Here is an 18824-nt window from a genome sequence, read left to right as displayed (position 1 = left end):
CAGTGAGTGCGGTGAGAGGAGAGACGGCAATGACAGTCGAGATCGGGGCTGCGGTGCCCCGCTCGCTCGTGGAGCCCGAGCGGATGCTGATCGACGGCTCCTGGGTCCCGGCCCGGTCCGGGCAGACGTTCCCCGTGGTGGACCCGGGGACGGGTGATGAGGTCACCCGCATCCCCGAGGGCGACGCCGCGGACGTCGACACGGCCGTGCGCGCGGCGCGGCGGGCCTTCGAGGAAGAGCGCTGGACCGGGATGTCCAGCCAGCAGAGGGCGGTCGTGCTCTGGCGCGTCTCCGATCTGCTGGAGGCCCGCGCGGACGAACTGGCCCGGCTGGAGAGCCTCGACGTGGGCATGCCCGTGCCGGCGGCGCGCGGCATGCTCGGCGAGGCGGTCAACCTCTTCCGCTACTACGCGGGCTGGGCCGACAAGATCCACGGCCAGTCCGTGGAGATCGGCCCCGGCGAACGCAGGCTCCAGGGCATCACGCACAAGGAGCCGGTCGGCGTCGCGGGACTCATCGTGTCCTGGAACGCCCCCCTCATCGGTGTCTCCATGAAGCTGGCGCCCGCGCTGGCGGCGGGCTGCACCTGTGTGGTGAAGCCCTCCGAGGAGGCGTCCCTGTCGGTGCTCGCGCTCGTCGGCCTGCTGCTGGAGGCGGGCGTACCCGAAGGCGTCGTCAATGTCGTCACCGGCCACGGACCGGTGGGCGCCGCGCTGGCCTCGCACGACGATGTCGACAAGGTGAGCTTCACCGGCTCCACCGCCGTCGGCAAGAAGATCGTGCAGGCCGCCGCGGGCAACCTCAAGAAGCTCTCCCTGGAGCTGGGCGGCAAGTCCCCGGTGATCGTGCTGCCCGATGCCGACCTGGACGCGGTGATCCCCGGTGTCGCCGCGGGCATCTTCTGGAACTCCGGCCAGATCTGTACCTCCGGTACCCGTCTCCTCGTCCACCGGGACATCTACGAGGACGTCGTCCAAGGCGTCGCCGAGCACGCGGCGGCACTCAAGATCGGTTACGGCACCGAGTCCGGCGTCGATCTCGGCCCGCTGATCTCCCAGCGGCACCTGGACCGGGTCGCCGGATTCGTGGAGAGCGGGATCGCGGAAGGCGCCCGCATCGTCACGGGCGGCTCCCGCGTCGGCGACAAGGGCTACTACTACGAGCCCACCGTGGTCGCCGACGCCGACCCCTCCATGCGGATGATCCGCGAGGAGATCTTCGGCCCGGTGCTCGGCGCCATCCCCTTCTCCGACGTGGCCGAGGCGGTCGCCATGGCCAACGACACCGAATACGGCCTGGCCGGAAGCGTGTGGACCCGCGACATCGCCACCGCCCACACCGTCGCGCGCAAGCTGCGCACCGGCCGGATCGGCATCAACGTCCACCGCGCGGGCGGCGTCCAGATGCCCGTCGGCGGCTACAAGCAGTCCGGCTGGGGCCGCGAGAACGGCCCCGAGGGGCTGGACGAGTACCTGGAGACCAAGTCGGTCATCACGCTGCTCGACCGCTGAGCCCGCGTCACCACCCCCCGAAGGAACACACCATGCCCCGCTACACCTATGTCGTGCTCACCAACCCGGTCGAGGGCCGGGAGGACGAGTACAACGAGTGGTACACCAACACCCACGTCCACGACGCCCTCAAGGTGCCCGGATTCGTCGGCGCCCAGCGCTTCAAGCTCGCCGGCGCCCAGCGCAACGAGGCGCCCTACCCGTGGCAGTACCTCGCCCTGTATGAGATCGAGACCGACGACCTCCAGAAGTCGATCGACGAACTGGCCGCCCGGTACGACACCCCGGCCATGGTGATCAGCACCGCGCTGCACCCGGAGCGCCTCGGGCTCATCTACGAGGAACTCACCCCTCGCGTGGAAGCACAGCCGTAACCACGCCCCACATCCCCCCTGCCCGACATTCAACAGATCGACGGAGATCAGAACATGCGTACTCGTGGAGCAGTCATCCGGCAGAACCCCGGCGAGCTGGAGGTCGTTGAGCTGGAGCTCGACGACCCCCGCCAGGACGAGATCCAGGTCAAGCTCGTGGCCTCCGGGCTCTGCCACTCCGACAGCCACCACATGACCGGTGACGTACCGGTCGGCACCTACCCCTTCGCCCTCGGGCACGAGGGCGCGGGCATCGTCACCAAGGCGTTCCCGAACAGCAAGGGCATCGAGGTGGGCGACCACGTCGTCTTCACCGCCATCCCGTCCTGCGGCCACTGCCGCTGGTGCGCCTCGGGCATGGAGAACCTGTGCGACCTGAAGGACGGCATCCTGCGCGGCCCGCGCTGGACCGACGGCAGCTACCGGCTGCACACCCCCGAGGGCGCCCCCGTCGGCCAGATGTGCGGCATCTCCACCTTCGTCGAGCACACCACGGTGTCCCTGAACTCGGTCGTGAAGATCGACAAGGACATCCCGCTCGACAAGGCGTGCCTCGTCGGCTGCGCCGTCAGCACCGGCTGGGGCTCGGCCGTCAACCTGGCCGCCATCCAGCCGGGCGACACCGCGATCGTGATCGGCGTCGGCGGCATCGGCGCGGCGGCCCTCCAGGGCGCGGTGAACGCCGGGGCGGCGAACATCATCGCCGTGGACCCGCTGCCCTTCAAGCAGGAGAACGCGAAGCTGTTCGGCGCCACCCACGCCGCCGGCTCGGTCGGCGAGGCCGCGGAGCTCGCGAGCGGGCTCACCAGCGGCTACGGCGCCGACGCGGCCGTCGTCGCCGTGGGCGTACGCGACTCGTCCATCGTGGCCCAGGCGCTGCGCGCCGTCCGCAAGGCCGGCACCGTCGTCGTCGCCTCGGTGGCCCCGCACGCCGCCGACGAGGCGCCGATCCCGCTGTCCGACCTGACGCTCAACCAGAAGCACCTGGTCGGCTCGCTGTTCGGCGGCACCAACGGCAACCGGGACGTCAACCGGCTGCTCGACCTGTACCGGGCGGGCAAGCTCAACCTGGACGACATGATCACCCGGACCTACTCGCTCGACGAGATCCAGCAGGGCTACCACGACCTGCACGCGGGCAAGAACCTCCGCGGAATCGTCGTCTTCGACTGAGTCCCTCCCGCCCCTCACCCAACGGGGCACGCCCAGGAAAGACGGCCCCCTCGGCACGGCACGCCGAGGGGGCCGCGTCCAGCGGAAAGAAGCGGAACATCGCCATGTTGGTCCACTACCGGCGCGCGGTCCTCGACGCCGTACGTCACGGTTTCAAGCTGGGGCGCCCCTTCCAGAACCCGGAGGCGCTGCTCAGGGTCGCCGTGGCCGTGGTCGCCGCGACCGTCGTCGGCTACCTCACGAACGAGCCGATGCCCGCCATCGGCGCCTGGTTCAGCGGTATGGGCTCGCTGGTGCCCCGCCGCCGCAACCGCGTCGCCATCTCGGCCGCGAGCACCCTCATGCTCTGCATCGCCGGGCCGCTCCTGGGCGTCTGGCTGCACGCGACCCCCTGGCTCCTCTACGTCCTCGCCTTCGCCGGCACCTTCCTCGGCGGCCTGCTGCTGACCATCGGTGTCGGACCCGGCATGCGGGTCGTCATCATGATGATCATGATGGTGGCCTTCGCCGACATCTCGCCCGACGTCACCACGGGCCTGAGCGAGGTGAAGTGGCTCGCCGTCGGCGGCGCCATCGGCTTCCTCTGCCACCTCCTCCCGCCGTACGGCCCCCGGTTCGCCGCGCAACGCGAAGCGGTGGCCGCGCTCTACGACGCGCTCGCCGCCGACGCCCGCGCCTACGCGCGGGGGCAGACGCCGGACCAGCCCTGGCCGCTGCCCCTGCTGACCGCACGCCAGACCCTGGACGCCGTCCCGCAGCGCTCGCGGGCCGCCGCCGCACCCCTGTTCGCCCTGCTCGGCGAGGCACACCGCCTCGTCCCCCACCTCCGCGCACTGGAATCCACCGTCGACGGCGACCCCGCCGTCCGCGAGGCCCGTCACACCGCCGCCGCGGACATCCTGTCCGGCATCGCCACTGCCGTACGGTCCGGGAAGCCGGTCACCGATGCGCCGGAGCACCTTCCCGAACCGCGCCCCGGCGAGCCCCTTGAGGCCACCCTCCGCGCACTCGGCGACCTCCTCGACGAGGCCCGGCGCGTGGCCTCGCTGCCCGTCTCCCGCGACGCCGGGGCCTCCTGGCAGCACGCCGAGCTGACCGGGCCGCACGCACTGTCCGGCTTCCTCACCCGGGGCCTCGGACAACTGCGCGCCGAGTTCCGCACGGACTCGCCCGCACTGCGGCACGCCCTGCGCCTGGCGTTCGCCGCCACCCTCGCCGAGGCCGTCGGCCGCGCCACCGGTGACTGGGGCGGACTCGGGGTGAGCAGCCACGCCGTCTGGGCCTTCCTGACGGCCGCCGTCGTCCTCGTCCCCACCTTCGGTCACACCGTCGGCCGGGCGGTGAGCCGCAGCTCGGGCGCCGTCGTCGGCGGCCTCCTCGGCTGGGCGCTGGTCATGCTGCCCGACGACCGCCTGCTGCACGCGGTCCTGGTGGTCGTGCTGATCTTCGGCTACCTGGTGCTGCGCAGCGTCGGACAGGCACCGGTCATCATCTGCATCACGGCCGTCGTCGCCTACATCGGCGGCAGCGGCGCCAGCGCCTGGAGCCGCACCGTCGACACGCTGATCGGCGCCGCCATCGCCGTGGCCGTCCAGTTCCTGTGGCCCACCTGGCACACCGACCGGCTGCCCCGGCTGCTGGGGGAGTGGACCAGGTGCGAAGCCCGGCACCTCGAAGCCGTCGTACGCGTGTGGGCGGACCCCACCGGCGCCGACCGGGACGCCCTGGCCGGACTGCGGCACGAAGCACGTCTCGCCCGCCGCCGCTACCAGGAGGCCGCCACCGAGGCCGCGTCCGAACCGGTCCACCACCGCGCCCGGTGGAGCGGCTCCCGGCTGGCAGCCCTGTCCCGCGCCACCCGCGAACTCACCAAGGGCACCGCGCTGCTGGCCGCACACCTGCCCGAGCCGGACCGGGCGCCGGTCCCCGAGGCGGCCGGCCACGCCGAGATCCTGCACGAGCGGCTGACCCGGCTGGCCACGCGCGCCGAGACGGGCGCGGCATCCGAAGCCGTACCCGAGGTCCAGCCGCTGGAACTCCTCGCGCTGGACCCTGCGGCCGAGCCCGACCGCGAGCTGTTCGCACGGGTCGCGGACGCCATGGCCGAACTGGAGCGCGCGGTCGAGGACCGGCGGCCCGAGCACGGACGGCACCGGCTCGACCCGGCCGCCGGCGCGGCGTGAGCGCGTCCGTCCGGAGGGGCCCGGCGGCTCAGTCCGCCGGCTGACTCTCCCTGATCACCCGGGCGAGAGCGGGGAGCGCCGCCTTCACGGCGTGCTGCTCCGGCTCGCTCAGCCGGTCGATGAGATGCCCCAGGGCCGCGGACCGCTCGGCGTGCCGGGCCCGGAAGAGCTCAAGCCCGCTGTCGGTCGCCTCCACCAGCACGACCCGGCCGTCGCTGTCGTCGGCGACGCGGCGGACCAGCCCCGCGCGTTCCATGCGCGTGATGAGCTGGGTCATGTTCGGCTGGGAGACGCCTTCGGAGCGGGCCAGCGCGGTGAGCCGCTGCGGGCCCTGCCTGCCCAGACGGCCCAGTGTGGAGGAGGCAGCGGTGCTCAGCCCGCCGGCGGTGGCGCGCAGGCGCACATAGCGGGCGAGCTGCTCCACGGCGATCATCAGTTCTTCCGGGGGTGCCTCGGGCGCCGTGGGGTCGAGAGCTGCGTCCGCTTCGTGCATCCGGCCAGTATATCGGCGGGTCACCGGGCCGGAGATGGCCCCGAGCGCCCGCACCGGTCCGCCCGCGTGCGTGGTCCGCGCGGCCGGCCTCTGCCGCCCGTCAGCCCTCGGCCGCCAGGACGCGCCGGGCGCGGTCGAGCACCGGCTTGTCGATCATCTGCCCGTCGATCACCGTGACGGACTCGCCTGCCGCCAACACGGAACGCGCCCAGCGCAGTTCGTCCTCGCTCGGTGCGAATCCCGTCTGCACTCCGTCGACTTGTGCCGGATGGATGCACAGCTTCCCGCTGAACCCGAGGCGCCGGGCGTGCGTCACATCGGCCGTGAGCGCGTCCAGGTCCCGCACGCTCGTGGTGACACCGTCCACCGGCGGGCACAGGCCGGCGGCGGCCGACGCCGAGACCAGCCGGGAGCGTGCGTACGCCAGGGCCAGGTGGTCGTCGTGGGCGACGCCCAACTGGGCGGAGTAGTCGGCGTTCCCGAAGGCCACGCGGATCACACCGGGCGCGGCGCACACCGCTGCGGCCCCCTCGATCCCGGCCGCCGTCTCGACCAGGGGGATCAGCGGGCACGCGCCGCCGGTGAGGCGGCCGATGTCCGTGAGCACGGCCGGGTCCTCGGACTTGGGCACCATCACCGGCACACCGTGCCGGGCGGCCACTTCCAGGTCCGCCCCGAACCAGGTGGTGCCCGGCGGGTTGACCCGGAGCACGGCACTGCCGCCCGCCGCGAACCACTCGGCGGCGTGGGCGCGGGCCCGGTCCTTGTCCGAAGCAGCGACCGCGTCCTCCAGGTCCACGATGACCGCGTCCGCGCCGGAGGCCGCCGCCTTGGCGAACCGGTCCGGCCGGTCACCGGGCACGAAGAGGAAGCCGCGCGCGGTCTGGAGACGGCTGGGGAAGTACGTCATGCGAACGTCACCTCCGCCGTGGCGTGCCGTTCCTCGCGGTGCGTGGCGACGCGCAGGGCGGCACCGCCGTCGCCCGTCGGGGACCCGGCGACCAGCAGGCGCTCGCCCGCGAAGGCCGGGCGCCGCAGTCGGTAGGAGACGGACCGCACCTGCCGGGCGGGGGCCTCGCGGCGCAGCGGTTCGAGCATGGCGAGCACCAGCAGCGGGCCGTGCACCACCAGACCGGGGTAACCCTCCGCCTCGCGGGCGTACGGGGCGTCGTAGTGGATGCGGTGGGCGTTGGCGGTGAGCGCGCTGAACCGGAACAGCAGGGTCGGGTCGGGCTGGAGCGGCAGCAGCCAGGTCTCCTCGGCGAGCGGCTCGGCGAGCGGGTCGAGGGCCGCCGGGTGAGCGCCGGCGGCACGCCCGGACCGGTAGACGATGTCCTGCTCCTCGACCACGCGGGTACGGCCCGCCTGGAGGTATTCGGCGCGCACGGTGACGAAGAGGAGTTCGCCGGTGCCGCCCCGCTTGGCGGTCACCGTGGCCAGGCCGCTGATCCGCTGGACGGGTTCGCCGACGATCAACGGCTCCCGCACCTCACACCGGCCGCCGGCGAACATCCGCTGCCGGTCGGGGACCGGCGGCAGGAAGTGACCGTGCCGGGGGTGTCCGTCCTCGCCCAGCTCCCGCTGCGCGGGCGCGCCCAGGAAGTACAGCCAGTGCCACAGCGGCGGCAGGGCGTCTCCGGCCCGCACCGCGGTCTCCGGCACGTCCAACAGGGCCGACAGCGCTGCGGCCGGAGCGGGCGAGAGGACGTCGTCCTCGGTGACCGGCGCGGGACTCCACGACTCCACGTGGGAGGCGAGTCCGCTCGGTGTGGGGGGCATAGGTTCTCCTCGGCGAGGGGTATGGGCGGGCAGCATGGCGGGCCTCGGCCATCATGCGCGCTGATGACAGGCCGTACGTAATAGAAAACCCTGATGCCGCCATGCGGTCCCGGCATGCGCGGGGTCAGGCGCTCGGCCCGGACAGCTCCGCCGACGGCCACCTGCCCTCCCGTACGGCCGACTGGATCTGCCGGGACAGCTCCCGGGCGACGACCTCGGCGGCGGGCGTCACCCGCCCGGCCCGCGAGGTGGCGAGCACGATCGAGCGCCACACCTCGGGTGCGCACAGCGGGGCCGCGCTCAGCGAACCGCTCGCCACGTCCTCCGCGATGCCGACGCCCGGCAGGATGGTCCAGCCATGGCCGGCCCGCACCAACTGCTTCTGCACGGGCATCGAGTTGGTCTGCACGACCAGCGACAGTTCCGCCCGTGCCTGGGCGGCGGCCGCGTCGATCACCCGGCGCAGGCCATGGCCGGGCGCGGGCACCACCAGCGGGTGGGAGACGGCCTCGTCGAAGGGCACGGGCCGCTCGGCGGACAGCCCGGCCGAGGCGGGCGCCACCGCCCACAGGCGCTCGCGCACCAGCGGCTCCACGTCGAGCGACGGGGTGCCCGCCAGGTTGTACAGCAGGGTCAGATCCAGATCACCCTCGTCGAGCCACTGCTGGAGATGACCCGAGTACGCGGTGAGCAGGCGCAGTTCGATGCCCGGATGGTCGCGGACCACCGCGGACGCCAGGGGTTCCGCCAGCAGTTCGCTCGTACTGTCCAGCAGGCCGACCGCCACGATGCCGGTAACCACACCGGGTGTCGGCCGCAGCTCGGCGCGAGCCCGCTCCAGCTCGTGCAGCGCCCGCCGGGCACGCTCGACCATGGTCGTGCCGGCCGCGGTGGGCCGCATGCCCTGCCGGGTCCGCTCGAACAGCGTCACCCCCAGCTCCTGCTCCAGGGTCCGGATCTGCCGGGTGACGGCGGGCTGCACCAGATGCAGGAGTTCCGCCGCCCGCGTCACACTGCCCGCCTCGGCCACTGTGACGAGCGCCCTGAGCTGCCTGACGTCCATGGTGCTCCCTCCGTCCGCTCCATCCGCAGCGGGCATGGAGCCATCAGTAAAGAGTATTTCACCTGAGGTGCCATGAACATTGATGATGGAGCCCGGCCGTCCGGACCCCCGGCGCGGCCCGCACACGACTCTGGAGGCCACCGCATGACCGGACTCCCGCTCTCCGGCGTCACCGTGGTGAGCGTCGAGCAGGCGGTGGCCGCCCCGTACGCCACCCGCCAGCTCGCGGACCTCGGCGCCCGGGTGATCAAGATCGAGCGACCCGAGGGCGGCGACTTCGCCCGGCGGTACGACACCACCGTGCACGGCCAGTCCAGCTATTTCGTCTGGCTCAACCGGTCCAAGGAGTCCGTCACCCTCGACCTGAAGTCCCCGGCAGGCCGGGACCTCCTGGAACAACTGCTGGGCGGAGCCGACGTGTTCGTGCAGAACCTCGCACCCGGCGCGGCCGCCCGGCTCGGCCTGGACAACGACGCGCTGACCCGGCGCCACCCCTCCCTCATCCCGTGCACGATCTCCGGTTATGGCACCACCGGACCCTGGGCCGATCGCAAGGCGTACGACCTGCTCGTACAGTGCCAGACCGGCCTGGTCTCCCTGACCGGCACCCCGGAGGAGACCGCGCGGACCGGAGTGTCCGTCGCCGACATCGCGGCCGGGACGTTCGCCTTCTCCGGCATCCTGACCGCGCTGTACACCCGGGCGACCGCGGGGGTGGCGCGGGCGGTGGAAGTCTCGCTGTTCGAGGCGCTGGGGGAGTGGATGGGCCAGCCCGCCCACTACACCCGCCACGGCGGCACCCAGCCCCCGAGGCTCGGCACCCGGCACGCCACCATCGCCCCCTACGGCACCTACCCGACCGCCGACGGCAAGCAGGTCCTGATCTCCGTGCAGAACGAGCGCGAGTGGACCGCTCTGTGTGCCGAGGTGTTGGCCCGGCCGGAGCTGGCCACCGATCCGCGCTTCGCCACCGGCCCGGACCGGGTCACGCACCGTGACGAGCTGGACCCGGTCATCGCCGAGTCGTTCGGGCACGTCCCCTTCGCCGAGCTGACCCGGCGGCTGGACACCGCCGGAATCGCCAACGCCGGGGTCAACGACGTACCCGACTTCCTCGACCACCCGGTGCTCGCCGAACGCGGCCGATGGCTCGACGTGCGCGTACCCGGCGCGGTCGTGCCGGCGCTGCGCCCGCCGGCCGACCTGGCCGGTGTCGAGCCCCGCATGGACCCCGTGCCCGCCCTGGGCGAACACACCGACAGTGTCCTGGCCGAGCTGGGCCTCGACGCGGCCCGGATCGCCAAGCTGCGCGCCGACGACGTCGTATGACGGTCCGGCGCGGACCCGAGAAACCCGAGAACGGAAGAGCAGGAGACACCGTGAGGACGAGGAGCACTCTGTGAGCACCCTGGACGCGCTGTCCGAGGACGAGCGGTTCGTCGTGAAGACCGTGGCCGACTTCGTGGACAAGGAGGTGAAACCCGTCGTTCAGGAGCTGGACCACACCAATACCTACCCCGAGGCCCTGATCGAGCAGATGAAGCGGCTCGGCATCTACGGGCTCGCCATCCCCGAGGAGTACGGCGGCAACCCCGTCTCCATGCCGTGCTTCGTTCTGGTCACCGAGGAGCTGTCACGCGGCTGGATGAGCCTGGCCGGTGCCATGGGCAGCCACACCGTGGTCGCCAAGCTGCTCACCCACTTCGGCACCGAGGAGCAGAAGCGCCGCTATCTGCCCCGCATGGCCACCGGTGAGATGCGGGCCACCATGGCCCTGACCGAGCCCGGCGGCGGCTCCGACCTCCAGGCCATGCGCACGGTCGCCCGCAAGGACGGTGACGCGTACGTGGTCAACGGTGCCAAGACCTGGATCACCAACTCCCGGCGGGCCGGGCTGATCGCGCTGATGTGCAAGACCGACCCCGAGGTGAGCCCCGCGCACCAGGGCATCTCGATCCTGCTGGTGGAGCACGGTCCGGGCCTCACCGTCTCCCGCGACCTGCCCAAGCTGGGCTACAAGGGCGTGGAGAGCTGCGAGTTGTCCTTCGACGACTACCGTGCGCCCGCGGACGCCCTGCTCGGCGGGGTGGAGGGCAAGGGCTTCGGCCAGATGATGAAGGGTTTGGAGACGGGCCGGCTCCAGGTCGCGGCCCGCGCGCTCGGCGTCGGCCGCGCCGCCCTGGAGGACTCCCTCGCCTACGCCCAGGAGCGTGAGTCCTTCGGCAAGCCCATCTGGCAGCACCAGGCGGTCGGCCACTACCTGGCCGACATGGCCACACAGCTGACCGCGGCCCGCCAGCTCACCCTGTACGCGGCCCGCGAGGCGGAGGCGGGCCGCCGGGTGGACATGGAGGCCGGCATGGCGAAGCTGTTCGCCTCCGAGACGGGCATGCAGATCGCTCTCAACGCCGTCCGCATTCACGGCGGTTACGGCTACTCGACCGAGTTCGACGTGGAGCGGTACTTCCGGGACGCCCCGTTGATGATCGTCGGCGAGGGCACCAACGAGATCCAGAAGAACGTCATCGCCGCCCAACTGGTCAAGCGTGGAGGACTCGAAGCATGAAAATCCTTGTCACTGTGAAGTACGTGCCCGACGCCACTGGCGACCGGCACTTCGCCGATGACCTGACCGTCGACCGCGACGACGTGGACGGTCTGCTCTCCGAACTCGACGAGTACGCGGTGGAGCAGGCTCTTCAGATCGCGGAAGACTTCGACGGGGACGGCGACGCCGAGGTCACCGTGCTGACCGTCGGCCCCGAGGACGCGAAGGACGCGCTGCGCAAGGCCCTCTCGATGGGCGCCGACAAGGCGATCCACGTCGAGGACGACGACCTGCATGGCACCGACGCGCTGGGTACCTCGCTGGTGCTGGCCAAGGCGATCGAGAAGGCCGGCTTCGACCTGGTGATCTCCGGCATGGCCTCCACCGACGGCACCATGGGCGTCGTTCCGGCGCTGGTCGCCGAGCGTCTGGGCGTGCCGCAGGTGACCCTGCTCTCCGAGGTCTCGGTCGAGGACGGCACCGTCAAGGGCCGCCGTGACGGCGACGCCGCCTCCGAGCAGCTCGAGGCTTCGCTGCCGGCCGTGATCTCCGTGACGGACCAGTCGGGCGAGGCGCGTTACCCGTCGTTCAAGGGCATCATGGCGGCCAAGAAGAAGCCGGTGGAGTCCTGGGACCTGTCCGACCTCGGCATCGAGGCGGAGGAGGTCGGTCTCGAGGGCGCGTGGACCAAGGTCGAGACCGCGACCGAGCGCCCGGCGCGCACCGCGGGCACGATCGTCAAGGACGAGGGCGAGGGCGGCAAGCAGCTCGCCGAGTACCTCGCGGGCCAGAAGTTCGTCTGACATCAGAGGAGTTGGATTCCCATGGCTGAAGTTCTCGTCTACGTCGACCACGTGAACGGTGCCGTCCGCAAGCCCACTCTGGAGCTGCTGACGCTGGCCCGCCGTATTGGCGAACCGATCGCGGTGGCGCTGGGCGCGGGTGCTGCCGACACCGTGACTGTCCTGGCCGAGCACGGTGCGACCCGTGTCCTGACGCATGACGCGTCCGAGTACGCCGATTACCTGGTGGTGCCGAAGGTGGACGCCCTCCAAGTTGCCGTGGAGGCGGTGTCCCCGGCCGCCGTGTTGGTGCCATCCTCCGCCGAGGGCAAGGAGATCGCCGCGCGTCTGGCGCTGCGCATCGGCTCCGGTCTGATCACCGACGCCGTCGACATCGAAGTCGGCGACGAGGGCCCGGTGGCCACCCAGTCGGTGTTCGCCGCGTCCTTCACCACAAAGTCCCGTGTTATCAAGGGTGTTCCGGTCATCACGGTCAAGCCGAACTCGGCCGCCGTGGAGGCCGCCCCGGCCGCCGGCGCGGCCGAGGCCCTGTCGGTGACCTTCTCGGACCAGGCGACCGGCACCAAGGTCACCGGCCGTACCCCGCGCGAGTCGACCGGCCGTCCGGAGCTGACCGAGGCCGCGATCGTGGTCTCCGGCGGCCGTGGCGTGAACGGCGCGGACAACTTCGCGCTGATCGAGGCCCTCGCCGACTCGCTCGGTGCCGCTGTCGGCGCCTCGCGTGCCGCCGTCGACGCCGGCTGGTACCCGCACACCAACCAGGTCGGCCAGACCGGCAAGTCGGTCTCGCCGCAGCTCTACATCGCCAACGGCATCTCCGGCGCGATCCAGCACCGCGCGGGCATGCAGACCTCGAAGACGATCGTCGCGGTCAACAAGGACCCCGAGGCCCCGATCTTCGACCTGGTCGACTACGGCGTGGTCGGCGACCTCTTCGAGGTCGTCCCCCAGCTCACCGAGGAAGTCAAGACCCGCAAGGGCTGACCACCGCCGAAGTCGAAGCAGCATGCGCCGCCGACGCCGGTGCCGGACCGCGGTCACACCGTGGCCGGCACCGGCGCGTGCGCCGCTCAGACCGACCCGGCGGGTTCCTCCGTCGCGGGCCTGATCAGCCCCACGGCGATCAGGCTCACCACGGAGGACAGGGCCATGTACGCCGACACCGAGACCGTGGTGTGCGTGGCCGCCAGCAGCGAGACCATGATGAACGGGGCGAGCCCTGCCCCGAGCACGTTGGCGAGCTGGTTGCCGAGGGAGGAGCCCGAGTAGCGCATGCTCGGTGGGAACGCCTCCGCGAGCAGCGCGGTGCCCGGCCCGAACAGCGCGCCCACCGCGAACTGCCCCACGCAGACGCCGAGCAGGATCAGCGGGAAGCTGCGGGTCTCCACAAGCGGAAAGAGCGCGAACACCCAGGCCCCGGAGAAAACGGCACCGGCCACGTAGACCCGGCGCCGCCCCACCAGGTCGGACAGCCACGCGAAGCCGACCGTGCCCGCAGCGAAGAACACCATGGAGACCATGACCACGGTCAGCATGCTGTCCTTGGAGACCTTCAGATCCTCCGTCGCGTAGTGCAGTACGCCCGTGACGATGCCGTAGAACATGATGGTGGCGGGCAGGAAGGTGAACGCGACCACCAAGAGCTGCCTCGGATGCCGCAGCACCCGCAGGGCGGACGAGCGCGGCGCGGTGCCCTTGCCGGCCGACAGCCGCGCCTCGGCGCGGTGGAACTCCGGGGTGTCCTCCAGATAGCGGTGGACGAAGTGGGCGAGCGGGAACATCAGGACGCTCAGCAGGAACGGGACGCGCCATCCCCAGGACTCGAACTGCTCCGTCGTGGTGAGGCTGCCGACCAGCAGGAACACCAGCGTTCCGGTGATCATGCCGAAGACGATGCCGAGCTGGGGGAACGAGCCGAACAGGCCCCGGCGTCCCGGCGGTGCGCCCTCCAGCGCCAGCAGCGTGGCCCCGCCGAAGTGGCCGCCCACCGAGATGCCCTGCGCGGTGCGCAGGACGACCAGGGCGACCGGGGCGGCGGCACCGATGGTGTCGTAGGTGGGCAGCAGTCCGATGAGCGTCGAGGAGACGGCCATCAACAGCATGGCCATCAGCAGCGCGGGCTTGCGGCCGACCTTGTCCCCGATGTGCCCGAAGAGCGCAGCGCCGACGGGTCGGCCCGCGAAGCCGACCGCGAACGTGGCGAAGGAGGCGAGCGTGCTGGTCAGGGGGTTCCCCGAGGGGAAGAACAGGGTGTTGAGGACCAGTGAGGCGGCCGTCCCGTAGATCAGGAAGTCGTAGTACTCGATCGACTGGGCGGCGATGGCGGCGAAGAGGACCCGGCCTCGGCGCTTCGGCGGGGTTCCCGTGGCGGCTGTCGCCGTCGTGCTGTCTTGGACGCTCATTTTCCCCTTCCTGAGGGTTGTGGTGGAGGGGGGCCGTGAAGACCCTGAGCGACAGACAGGATTGTGTATTAAATTTTATGTGTCTAGATGCTGGAGATCGTCAAAAAATCACGCTCACCTGTCCGGCCGCCCTGAGCGCCTCGAAAAGCACTCCCACCTGGTCGGACGTACCTTTGGAGAGGCGGGGGCGCCGAGCCGGAGGAACGAGATGGGCGGGTTCAGTGCCGGTGCCGGGGACCGCGTGTTCTCCTTCGCCGGTGTGGCGATGGCGGTGCTCGACGACCGCGGCACCGTGATGCGCTGGTCGGGCGCGGCCGCCGATCTGCTGGGCTGGGCGGCCGAAGAGGTCTGCGGCCGTCCGGTGCGTGACCTGCTCGCCCGCGACTGCCCGAAGCTGAGCGGGAACGGTGTGCCGGCCGGCGACGGCAGGGCCCTGTTCCGGCATCGCTCCGGCGACTCGGTCGCCGTGGGATACCGGGCCCTGCCCATGGAACCCGCGGGGGAGTCGCTGCTGCTGATCGCCCCCACCTCGCGGGTGCGCCAGTGGGGGGTGGAGGCGAACATCCTGCGCGCCATGCTGTCGCAGGACCGCATCGGCATCGGACTGCACGACGTGGATCTGACCGTGGTGTGGACCAACATCACGCCCGGCATGTTCGCCGGCGCCGCTCTGCCCCGGGGCAGCCGACTGACCGAGGTCCCGAATCTGGAGGACGCCAAGGCCGTGGAGGCGGACCTGCGCCGAGTGCTGGAGAGCGGCGAGCCGCTGATCGGCAGGCCCCTCCATATGAGGTCGCCCCAAGAGTCGGACGGATACACGCACCTCTCGCTGTGCGCGTTCCGGGTGGACGACCCGGACGGCACCCCGGAGGGCGTCGTCGCCCTCTACGCCGACACCCCGGAACAGCAGCGGGCCCGCCGGCGCCAGAAGGTGCTGCACGCGGCCTCCGACCGTATCGGCAGTTCCCTCGATGTCACGCGCACCCTGCGGGACCTCATGGACGTGCTCGTGCCCGCCCTCGGCGACGTCGGATGGGCCGACGTCTCCGAAGCCGTGCTCGGCACGGAGGAACCACCGAGGTCCGCCGGCGGGGGAGACCTGCATCAGCGCCGGGTCACCGTCGTGCCCGAGTGCGATGCGGAATCCGGTGCTCTCTACCGGCCGGGTGAGCCCATCCCGCCGCTGCCGTACACGCCCGAACTCGGCTCGGTCCAGCGCGGCCGGCCCGTCGCACTCGACCGTGAGACCGTGGCGAACGTCCTCGGGGAGCCCACGCTGCTGGACCGGTTCGTGCCCGAGCACGGCCACTCCGGCATGTGGGCGCCGCTGTTCGCGCGCGGACTGCTCCTCGGGTCGGTCACCGTCTGGCGCACCGGCCACCGCGAGCCCTTCCAGCCCGAGGACGCCGAACTGCTGGCGGAGATCGCCTCGCGGGCCGCGCTGAGCGTGGACAACGCCCGCCGCTACGCGCGCGAGCGGCGGGTGGCAGTCGCCCTCCAGCGCCGGCTGCTCCCGCCCGCCACCACCCAGGGTCCCGCGGCCGAGACGGCCGGCCTCTACCTGCCCGCGGGCGGAGACGCCGACATCAGCGGCGACTGGTACGACGTCATCCCGCTGCCCTCCTTCCGAGTCGCCCTGGTGGCCGGGGACGTGGTCGGTCACGGCCTCAACGCCACCGCTGTGATGAGCGGCCTACGCTCGGCCGTCCGAACCCTCGCCGACCTGGAACTCGACCCGTCCGAACTCCTCACCCACCTCGACGACCTGGTGCAACGGCTCGGACAGGAGATGGAAGAGGACAACTCGGTCGGCGCCACCTGCCTGTACGCCGTCTACGACCCCGTCGCCCGCACCTGCGTCGTGGCCGGCGCCGGGCATCCGCCGCCTGTCGAGGTCCGCACGGACGGCACCACCCGGGTACTCCGATTCGCGCCCGGACCGCCGCTCGGGGTGGGTGGCCTGCCCTTCGAGACCTTGACCGCCGACCTGGAACCCGGCAGCGTCCTCGCCCTCTACACCGACGGGCTCCTCGACCGGTACGACGGAGACCTCGACGCGGGCCTGCGGTGGCTCACGGACCGGCTCGCCACCATGTGCGTCGCCGGCAGCGATCTGGCGGACGTCAGCCGCCGGTTCCTCGCCGAACTCGGCGATGCCCCGCGCCGCGACGACATCGCCCTGCTGCTGGCCCGCACCCACGCCGTCCCGGCGGAGGACATCGGCGACTGGGAGTTCGACGCGGACGGGTCCGTGGTGTCCGACGCCCGGCACGCCGCCAGGGAGAAGCTGGCCGAATGGGGGCTGGAGGAGCTCGCCTTCACCACCGAACTGATCGTCAGCGAGCTGGTCACCAACGCCGTACGCTACGCCGGCGGACCGGTGGGACTGCGACTGGCCCGGAACGACGTGCTCGTCTGCGAGGTCACCGACCCCAGCAACACCCAGCCGCGGTTGCGCCGGGCGCTCTGGAGCGACGAGGGCGGGCGCGGCCTCTTCCTCGTCGCCCAGCTCTCGACCCGGTGGGGCAGCCGCTACGGCCGCAGCGGCAAGACCATCTGGGCGGAACAACCGCTGATACCCCGCGATGTGGATTTCGCGGGCCTCGTGTGAACCACCGCCGCCCGGCCCCGGCGGACCGGGCGGCGGTGGCGCCGACTGTTCGGCTACTGGGCGAAGTCGATCGGTGTCGTCGGCTCGCCGTTCACGGTGGCGCCGGCGTGCATGAGGTTGGGCGCGCCCGCGTTGACGTTGGCGGGGAAGTTGAGCGTCGGCGTGGAGAGGGCGTCGAGCGCGGCGACCTGCTCCGGGGTCAGCCGGAGGTCGAGGGCCTTGAGATTGTCCTCGAGCTGGGTGAGCCGGCGTGCGCCGATGATGGTGGAGGTGACGCCGGGGCGGTTCTGCACCCAGGCGAGTGCGACGGCGGCGGGCGTGGTGTCCAGCTCGGACGCGATCCCGCGCAGTTCGTCGACGATGTCGAAGGTCTTCTCGGCCAGGTAGCCGGAGACCATCCAGCCGCGGTCGGCGTCGGCCTTGCCCGCGTCCTCGCGGGTGTACTTGCCGGACAGGGCGCCGCCGGCCAGCGGGCTCCAGGGGGTGACGCCCATGCCGAGGCGCTCGGCCATGGGGATCAGTTCGCCCTCAGGGGTGCGCTCCAGCAGCGAGTAGTTGAGCTGGATGGCGATGAGCGGGGCCCACCCGCGGAACTGGGCGATGGTGTGCGCCTGGGCGGTGGCCCAGGCCGGGATGTCGGAGAAGCCGATGTAGCGGACCTTGCCCGAGGTGACGAGGTCGTCGAGGGCCCGCATGGTCTCCTCGACCGGCGTGTACTTGTCGAAGTTGTGCAGCCAGTACAGGTCGATGTAGTCGGTCTTCAGGCGGCGTAGTGACTGCTCCGCCTGCGCGATGATCGCCTTGCGGCTCGCGCCGCCGCCGTTGGGGTCGCCCGGGTGGAGGTTGCAGAAGAACTTGGTGGCGATGACGAGGCGGTCGCGCAGCTCGCTCCGGCCGGCGACGTAGTCACCGAGGATCTTCTCGGAGTGGCCGTTCGTGTACACGTTGGCCGTGTCGATGAAGTTGCCGCCCCGCTCGATGTAGCGGGCGAGGATGGCCTCCGAGTCGGCGACGCTCGATCCCCATCCCCAGCCCTCCCCGAAGGTCATGGTGCCGAGCGAGAAGGGGCTGACCCGCAGCCCCGAGTTCCCGAGAGTGGTGTACGAGTCCAAGGACATGGATGCGTGTTCCCGTCAGTAGGAGAGAAGGGCGCCTATGTAAGTGCTCTTTCACATCAATGTAAGAGCGGGCTAGCATGGAGTCAAACGACGAGAGAGGGACCATGACGAGGGACTCGGCCGAGGGCGCCCGCCCGTACCATCACGGCGATCTGCGCGCTGCGCTCGTGCAGGAGGCGATGCACCTGCTTGCCGCGGAGGGGCTGGCCGGATTCTCCGTCGCCAAGCTCGCCCGTGCTCTCGGTGTCAGCTCGGCCTCGCCCTACCGTCACTTCCCCGACCGGGAGAGCCTGCTCGCCGCGGTGGCCGCCCGTATCGCCGACGAACTCACCGAGCGGCTCCGCGCGGCGGCCGACCGGGCCGGGGCGGACCCGGCCGCACGTCTGGCCGCGGCGATCGGCGCGTACACCCGCTACGTCATCGAGCACCGCGTCGGCCTCGACATCGTCTTCCTCGACGGACTCCAGCAGGCCAAGTACGTGGACCTGCACGAGCACACCCGCAGGCTGACCGACCTGCAGCTCGACCTGGCCGTCGACGCCTGCGCCGGGGCCGCCTACGACGACGTCTTCGACCTGGTGGACCAGGTGCTCGCCCTCGCCCACGGCTACGCGGCCCTGCACAACTTCGGTGCCTACGCCCAGGAGCGCCGATCCGCCGAGGAGATCGAGCGCAAGGCCGTCGCCGCCGCCCGGCGGCTGATCGACGGGCAGCGGTCCGCCGGCTGACGGCCGGCCGCTCCTCTGGTGGAGGTCCGGGGCGCATG

The 18824-nt window shown here is 71.6% G+C and carries 16 protein-coding genes; 10 read left to right on the top strand and 6 right to left on the bottom strand.

The genetic code is table 11. The annotated features are described in order from the left end of the window. The first annotated feature begins 29 nt into the window (after positions 1 to 29). From E5083_RS07335 to E5083_RS07320, 4 genes are all read left to right on the top strand, one after another. The gene (locus E5083_RS07335; RefSeq protein WP_135784778.1) at positions 30 to 1511 is read left to right on the top strand and encodes an aldehyde dehydrogenase family protein; all 1482 of its coding nucleotides are present in this window, start codon (positions 30 to 32) and stop codon (positions 1509 to 1511) included. 32 nt (positions 1512 to 1543) lie between these two features. Beyond that, positions 1544 to 1885: a DUF4286 family protein gene (locus tag E5083_RS07330; protein ID WP_135784777.1), complete on the top strand. Its 342-nt coding sequence runs from the start codon at positions 1544 to 1546 to the stop codon at positions 1883 to 1885. 54 nt (positions 1886 to 1939) lie between these two features. Continuing rightward, the gene (locus tag E5083_RS07325) at positions 1940 to 3058 is read left to right on the top strand and encodes an NDMA-dependent alcohol dehydrogenase (RefSeq protein WP_135784776.1); all 1119 of its coding nucleotides are present in this window, start codon (positions 1940 to 1942) and stop codon (positions 3056 to 3058) included. Positions 3059 to 3162: 104 nt separating this feature from the next. Further along, a complete protein-coding gene (locus E5083_RS07320; protein WP_135784775.1) occupies positions 3163 to 5241 on the top strand; it encodes an FUSC family protein in 2079 nt (692 codons plus the stop codon). A gap of 28 nt (positions 5242 to 5269) precedes the next feature. On the opposite strand, the gene E5083_RS07315 is transcribed toward E5083_RS07320, so the two are convergent. The 4 genes from E5083_RS07315 to E5083_RS07300 all read right to left on the bottom strand — a co-directional run bounded on the left by E5083_RS07315 (position 5270) and on the right by E5083_RS07300 (position 8576). Further along, complete coding sequence (locus E5083_RS07315) at positions 5270 to 5734, bottom strand: MarR family winged helix-turn-helix transcriptional regulator (RefSeq protein WP_244317412.1); 465 nt, start codon at positions 5732 to 5734, stop codon at positions 5270 to 5272. A gap of 100 nt (positions 5735 to 5834) precedes the next feature. Beyond that, positions 5835 to 6644, bottom strand: coding sequence for an HpcH/HpaI aldolase/citrate lyase family protein (locus tag E5083_RS07310; RefSeq protein WP_135784774.1), 810 nt, complete (start codon positions 6642 to 6644; stop codon positions 5835 to 5837). Then, positions 6641 to 7513, bottom strand: a complete 873-nt coding sequence (locus E5083_RS07305) for an HTD2 family dehydratase (RefSeq protein ID WP_135784773.1) — start codon at positions 7511 to 7513, stop codon at positions 6641 to 6643. The genes E5083_RS07310 and E5083_RS07305 overlap by 4 nt, the downstream gene beginning before the upstream one ends. Before the next feature lie 124 nt (positions 7514 to 7637). Next, complete coding sequence (locus E5083_RS07300) at positions 7638 to 8576, bottom strand: LysR family transcriptional regulator (RefSeq protein WP_135784772.1); 939 nt, start codon at positions 8574 to 8576, stop codon at positions 7638 to 7640. Positions 8577 to 8720: 144 nt separating this feature from the next. On the opposite strand from E5083_RS07300, the gene E5083_RS07295 reads away from it, so the two are divergent. The 4 genes from E5083_RS07295 (at position 8721) to E5083_RS07280 (ending at position 12911) form a co-directional block, all read left to right on the top strand. Further along, entirely contained in the window at positions 8721 to 9905 is a 1185-nt protein-coding gene (locus E5083_RS07295) for a CaiB/BaiF CoA transferase family protein (RefSeq protein WP_135784771.1), read from the top strand. A gap of 70 nt (positions 9906 to 9975) precedes the next feature. After that, positions 9976 to 11142 carry an acyl-CoA dehydrogenase family protein gene (locus E5083_RS07290; RefSeq protein WP_135784770.1) on the top strand — a complete coding sequence of 389 codons (1167 nt, stop codon included), beginning with the start codon at positions 9976 to 9978 and terminating at the stop codon, positions 11140 to 11142. Continuing rightward, a complete protein-coding gene (locus E5083_RS07285; RefSeq protein ID WP_135784769.1) occupies positions 11139 to 11927 on the top strand; it encodes an electron transfer flavoprotein subunit beta/FixA family protein in 789 nt (262 codons plus the stop codon). Before E5083_RS07290 ends, E5083_RS07285 begins: the two co-directional genes overlap by 4 nt. A gap of 21 nt (positions 11928 to 11948) precedes the next feature. Then, complete coding sequence (locus tag E5083_RS07280) at positions 11949 to 12911, top strand: electron transfer flavoprotein subunit alpha/FixB family protein (RefSeq protein WP_135784768.1); 963 nt, start codon at positions 11949 to 11951, stop codon at positions 12909 to 12911. A gap of 86 nt (positions 12912 to 12997) precedes the next feature. On the opposite strand, the gene E5083_RS07275 is transcribed toward E5083_RS07280, so the two are convergent. Continuing rightward, on the bottom strand, positions 12998 to 14329 hold the full coding sequence (locus E5083_RS07275) for an MFS transporter (RefSeq protein WP_135784767.1): 1332 nt from the start codon (positions 14327 to 14329) through the stop codon (positions 12998 to 13000). Between the two features lie 208 nt (positions 14330 to 14537). Here E5083_RS07275 and E5083_RS07270 point away from each other — a divergent pair, with 208 nt between their 5' ends. Continuing rightward, a complete protein-coding gene (locus E5083_RS07270; protein WP_244317411.1) occupies positions 14538 to 16940 on the top strand; it encodes a SpoIIE family protein phosphatase in 2403 nt (800 codons plus the stop codon). Between the two features lie 53 nt (positions 16941 to 16993). Here E5083_RS07270 and E5083_RS07265 read toward each other — a convergent pair whose 3' ends face one another. After that, entirely contained in the window at positions 16994 to 18058 is a 1065-nt protein-coding gene (locus E5083_RS07265; protein ID WP_135784766.1) for an aldo/keto reductase, read from the bottom strand. A 104-nt stretch (positions 18059 to 18162) separates the two neighbouring features. On the opposite strand from E5083_RS07265, the gene E5083_RS07260 reads away from it, so the two are divergent. Next, positions 18163 to 18786, top strand: a complete 624-nt coding sequence (locus tag E5083_RS07260) for a TetR/AcrR family transcriptional regulator (protein ID WP_167513482.1) — start codon at positions 18163 to 18165, stop codon at positions 18784 to 18786. Positions 18787 to 18824: the final 38 nt, after the last annotated feature.

The sequence above is a fragment of the Streptomyces bauhiniae genome (genome assembly GCF_004784475.1).
GTDB classification, from domain to species: domain Bacteria; phylum Actinomycetota; class Actinomycetes; order Streptomycetales; family Streptomycetaceae; genus Streptomyces; species Streptomyces seoulensis.
The sequence above is the reverse complement of the archived record's forward strand: the minus strand, read 5'-3'. Positions and strand labels throughout refer to the sequence as shown.